Origin of the sequence: Intestinibacter sp. (assembly GCF_034113885.1) — a bacterium.
Classification (GTDB): domain Bacteria; phylum Bacillota; class Clostridia; order Peptostreptococcales; family Peptostreptococcaceae; genus Intestinibacter.
In genome coordinates this window covers 1-5,147 of record NZ_JAXEWM010000008.1, presented here as the reverse complement: position 1 = coordinate 5,147, position 5,147 = coordinate 1, and the positions used below count along the sequence as shown (strand labels likewise).

Genomic DNA, 5,147 nt, shown 5'->3' with positions numbered 1-5,147 from the left:
ATAATAAAAAATACATTTATATATGTTGTTAAAATTGTGTAATAAGGTATAATATTATAGTAAACAGTTGAAACTATATAAAAAATTAAAGAAAAAAATATATGAAATATTAATTAAATACATAAAAGACTAACAAATCTAAGAAGAGGAGAGGTGATTATCGTGAAATTATATAATACATTATCACGTAAAAAAGAAGAATTCGTACCAATTGAAGAAGGCAAGGTGAAAATGTATGTTTGTGGTCCTACAGTATACAACTTTATACATATAGGAAATGCTAGACCTTTTATAATATTTGATACATTGAGAAGATATTTAGAATACAGAGGATATGATGTTACATATGTTCAAAACTTCACAGATGTAGATGATAAAATAATAAAAAGAAGTCATGAAGAAAACATTACACCAGAAGAAGTTGCTACTAAATACATAAAAGAATATTTTATAGATGCAGACGGATTAGGAATCAAAAGAGCAGACGTGCATCCTCAAGTAACAAACAACATAGAACAAATAATAGCTTTCGTAAAAGAACTAGAAGACAAAGGATATGCTTATGCAGTTAATGGAGATGTTTATTTCGACACTAAAAAATTCAAAGACTATGGTAAGCTTTCTGGTATAAAACAAGAAGAGCTAGAAGCTGGAGCAAGAATAGAAGTAAACGATCAAAAGAGACATCCAATGGATTTTGTTTTATGGAAAGCTAAAAAAGAAGGAGAACCAGGCTGGGCTAGTCCTTGGGGCGAAGGTAGACCAGGATGGCATATAGAATGCTCTGTTATGTCTAATAGATATTTAGGGGAAACTATAGACATACATGCTGGTGGACAAGACTTAAAATTCCCTCACCATGAAAATGAAATAGCACAAAGTGAAGCTAGAAGTGGAAAGAATTTCTCTAACTACTGGTTACACAATGAATATATAAACGTAAATAACGAAAAAATGAGTAAATCATTAGGAAACTTCTTTACAGTTAGAGAAATATCAGAAGTTTACGATTTAGCTGTAGTTAGATTCTTCATGCTATCTACTCATTACAGAAACCCAATTAACTTCAGCGACGAAATATTAAATCAATCTAAAGCAGGTCTTGAAAGATTATACAATGCTAAAGAAAGAGCTGAGTTTATAATAAGCAATCTTGGGGATACTAAGATGACAGAAGATGAAGCTAAGCTACAAGATGAATTAGCTGGATTTAGACAAAAATTCATAGATGCTATGGATGACGATGTCAATACAGCAGATGCAGTAAGTGCAATATTCGAATTAGCTAAATTCATGAACAGCAACATAACTGAAAATTCTTCAAAGGAATTTGCTCAAAAGGTATTAGCTGAATTCAATGAATTAACTGGTGTTTTAAACATAGTAAATGACAAAAAAGAAGAAATGCTAGACGAAGAAATAGAAAAATTAATAGCACAAAGAACAGAAGCTAAGAAGGCTAAAAACTTCCAATTAGCTGATGAAATCAGACAACAACTATTAGATAAGGGTATCGTCCTTGAAGACACAAGACAAGGCGTAAAATGGAAAAGAGCATAAAAATGGACAAAACTGAATTAATAACTATGTCACCTTTAGTTTTAGCATATTTAGGAGATACAGTTTATGAATCTTATATTAGAGAGCATCTAATAAGACAAAATATCAACAGAAAAGTAAATGATCTTCACAAATCAGCTATACAATATTCTAAAGCTAAGGCACAAGCGACAATAATACATGAATTACAGGATGAACTGACAGAAGAAGAGATCAGGATTTTCAAAAGAGGTAGAAATCAAAAGCCTCATACATCACCTAAAAATGCAGATATTATTGATTACAAATGTGCGACAGGCTTTGAAGCCTTGATAGGATATTTGTATCTAAGTGAAGATAGAGAGAGACTAGAATATATAGTCCAAAAAAGTATAGAAATTATAGAACGAGAAATATAATTAAAAACACCACTTTTAAGCATGCTTTAAAGTTTTGTAAGAAAGTGGTGTTTTTTTATAATGTATTTTTAGTGTATAATTAATTGGTGAAGCTATTTTATATGAAATTGCATTTTATAAAGTTTTTTTGCGAAAATATAAAGAAAGTTCACATATAAATTAAAAAATCTTTATATATTAAGTTTATAAATAAAAAAATAGGAGGATTTTATTATGAAAGTAAAATTATTAGCACATACACCAGAACCGGAAAAAGTAATATCTATGGCTGCTAAGCTATGTTATTCTCAAGTTGGTGTAGATGAAATAGAACAAAATTTAACTCCAGAAAGTATAAATAAATTTTTAAATATGCTAGTAAGTATTGGCCATGAATCGCCAATCGAGCACGTTACATTTACATTTGGAATTGAAGGAATATCAAGAAGCTGTTCTCACCAAATAGTGAGACACCGAATCGCAAGTTTTTCACAACAATCACAACGTTATGTAAAGCTTGACCAGTTTGAATATATAATTCCACCTGAAATAGAAAAAAACGAAGAAGCTAAAAAAATATTCATAGAATCAATGAACAAATGCCAAGAAGACTATGATAAACTAGTAGAAATATTATTTAAAAAGCATTATCAAGACTTACTAGACAAGGGAGTAAGTGAGAAGAAAGCTAAATCACAAGCTGAGAAAAAATCTATAGAGGATGCGAGATATGTATTTCCAAATGCCTGTGAGACAAAAATGGTATTTACAATAAATGCCAGAAGTTTGTATAATTTCTTCCATCATAGATGCTGCGAAAGGGCACAATGGGAGATTAGAGAATTAGCTACACAAATGCTAAAATTAGTAAGAGAGGTAGCTCCTACTTTATTTAGTAATGTAGGGCCAAGCTGCTTAAATGGACCATGTCCAGAAGGTAACATGTCATGTGGAAAAATAAAAGAAATAAGAGAAAAATTTAATAATTTATAGGCGGTGAAATTATTGGCAAATATAGAAGGTAGAAATCCTATCATAGAGGCTTTGAGAAGTGATAGGGCAATAGATAAGATAATGATATCAAATTCATCTAAGGAAGGGTCTATCAAAAAAATAATAGGTATGGCTAAAGAAAAGAACATAGTTATACAATATGTTGATAAACACAAATTAGATGAAATAAGTACAAGTCATTCACATCAAGGTGTAATAGCAGTAGTAAGTGATTACAAGTATTATGAGCTAAGTGATTTATTGGAAATAGCAAATAAAAAGGGTGAAGATCCATTTTTTATTATACTAGATGAAATAACAGATCCCCATAATCTTGGTACGATAATAAGAACAGCAGATGCGGTTGGAGCTCACGGTGTAATCATACCAAAGAGAAGATCAGTTCATATTACTTCTGTAGTAGCAAAAGCTTCAGCAGGAGCAGTTGAATATGTTCCAGTATGTAAAGTAACCAATATAGTAAATACTATAAAGCAATTAAAAAAAGAAGGTCTTTGGATAGCAGCAGCAGACATGGATGGAGAGGTTTTCTATGAACAAAATTTAACAGGTCCAATAGGATTAGTAATTGGTAGTGAAGGATTTGGGGTGTCTAGATTAGTTAAACAAAATTGTGATTTTGTAGTTAAGATGCCGATGATAGGAAATGTATCATCTCTAAATGCGTCAGTTGCAGGCGGAATATTGTTATATGAAATTTTTAGACAAAGAATGAAGAAGGATTAATGGCTAAGAAAAAACATAAATCGTATTTAATTGTAGATGGTTACAATATCATAAATGATTGGGAAGAATTAAAGACATTGGCAAGCGAAGATTTAGATGCTGCAAGAGAGAGGTTAATACACTATATAATTGAGTTTGCGCAATATAATGGCAAAAAAGCAATCGTTGTTTTCGATGCTTACAACGTAAAAAATAGCAGGGAAAAGGTTGAAAGAAGAAAATATATAACTATTGTATACACAAAAGAACATCAAACTGCGGACAGTTATATAGAAAAATTTATAAGTACATTATCTAAATACGATAAAATTCAAGTGGCTACTAGTGATTATGCAGAGCAACAAATTATTTTAGGAAAAGGTGCAACTAGAATTTCTGCAAGGGAATTAAAAATTTATCTTGACGAAACTTTGACGAAAATAAAAGAAAAACAGCGAGATAATACGAAAAAAATTCAGCGAAATTTCTTGGAAGATAGATTAGATGATACAACTTTGTCGAAACTTGAGAACATTCGTAGAAAGCATTGAAAATACTGGATTTGTTGAGCTATAATATAACTATAGGAAACTTGTAAATGGGGGAGATTTCATGTTACTGGCTAAAGATAATGATAGAGATTATAACTATTATGAGAATTTGGATAATAGTCAACAAGATGAATATAATATAGTATTAAAAGCGAATAAAGGGGATAAAATAGCATTAGAATACATTATATCTAAATATAAAAATTTTGTAAAAGCAAAAGCTAAGTCATATTTTTTAGTAGGAGCTGATAAAGAAGATATAATTCAAGAGGGTATGATTGGTTTATATAAAGCTGTCAGGGATTTTGATGGAACAAAGACAAATTCCTTTAAATGCTTTGCTGAAATATGCATAACTAGACAGATAATAACTGCTATTAAAACTGCAACAAGACAAAAACATATACCTCTAAATTCATATGTATCATTGAATAAACCTATCTATGATGAGGAATCAGATAGGACGCTTTTGGACATAATAGCAACAAGTATAGTAACTGATCCAGAAGAATTAATAATAAGCAAAGAAGAACTAAAAAATATCGAAGATAAGATGAATGAATTATTAAGCGACTTGGAATTAGAAGTATTAGGACTGTATTTAAGTGGCAAGTCATATCAATATATTGCTAACATACTTAATAGAGATGTTAAATCCATTGATAATGCACTACAAAGAGTTAAGAGAAAATTAGAAAAACATCTTGAAAACAGAAATAATTAATAGTAAAATGCTTATTGTAAACACTTTAATCATATTAAATTATTTAGGAGGTAATTCAAAATGGCAAAGGCTAAATATGAAAGAACTAAACCACATGTTAATATAGGAACAATCGGTCACGTTGACCACGGTAAAACTACATTAACAGCTGCAATAACAAAAACATTATTTGACAGATATCAATTAGGAGAAGCTGTAGATTTCGCTAACATAGAT

The 5,147-nt window shown here is 30.2% G+C and carries 7 protein-coding genes; all 7 read left to right on the top strand.

Features of this window, described 5'->3' with window-relative positions; translation table 11 throughout:
* Positions 1-162 precede the first annotated feature (162 nt).
* A complete protein-coding gene (gene cysS, locus SPD90_RS00535; protein WP_320923996.1) occupies positions 163-1,560 on the top strand; it encodes a cysteine--tRNA ligase in 1,398 nt (465 codons plus the stop codon).
* Positions 1,545-1,958, top strand: a complete 414-nt coding sequence (locus SPD90_RS00530) for a Mini-ribonuclease 3 (RefSeq protein ID WP_290693900.1) — start codon at positions 1,545-1,547, stop codon at positions 1,956-1,958. Before cysS ends, SPD90_RS00530 begins: the two co-directional genes overlap by 16 nt.
* Positions 1,959-2,171: 213 nt before the next feature.
* Positions 2,172-2,930, top strand: a complete 759-nt coding sequence (thyX, locus tag SPD90_RS00525) for an FAD-dependent thymidylate synthase (protein ID WP_331680493.1) — start codon at positions 2,172-2,174, stop codon at positions 2,928-2,930.
* Between the two features lie 12 nt (positions 2,931-2,942).
* Positions 2,943-3,677: a 23S rRNA (guanosine(2251)-2'-O)-methyltransferase RlmB gene (gene rlmB, locus SPD90_RS00520; protein ID WP_320623974.1), complete on the top strand. Its 735-nt coding sequence runs from the start codon at positions 2,943-2,945 to the stop codon at positions 3,675-3,677.
* On the top strand, positions 3,677-4,207 hold the full coding sequence (locus tag SPD90_RS00515) for an NYN domain-containing protein (RefSeq protein WP_320623975.1): 531 nt from the start codon (positions 3,677-3,679) through the stop codon (positions 4,205-4,207). The genes rlmB and SPD90_RS00515 overlap by 1 nt, the downstream gene beginning before the upstream one ends.
* A 61-nt stretch (positions 4,208-4,268) precedes the next feature.
* Positions 4,269-4,931 carry an RNA polymerase sporulation sigma factor SigH gene (sigH, locus tag SPD90_RS00510; RefSeq protein WP_320923995.1) on the top strand — a complete coding sequence of 221 codons (663 nt, stop codon included), beginning with the start codon at positions 4,269-4,271 and terminating at the stop codon, positions 4,929-4,931.
* Between the two features lie 60 nt (positions 4,932-4,991).
* A partial coding sequence (locus SPD90_RS00505) for a GTP-binding protein (protein ID WP_320626771.1) occupies positions 4,992-5,147 on the top strand: 156 nt, incomplete at its 3' end.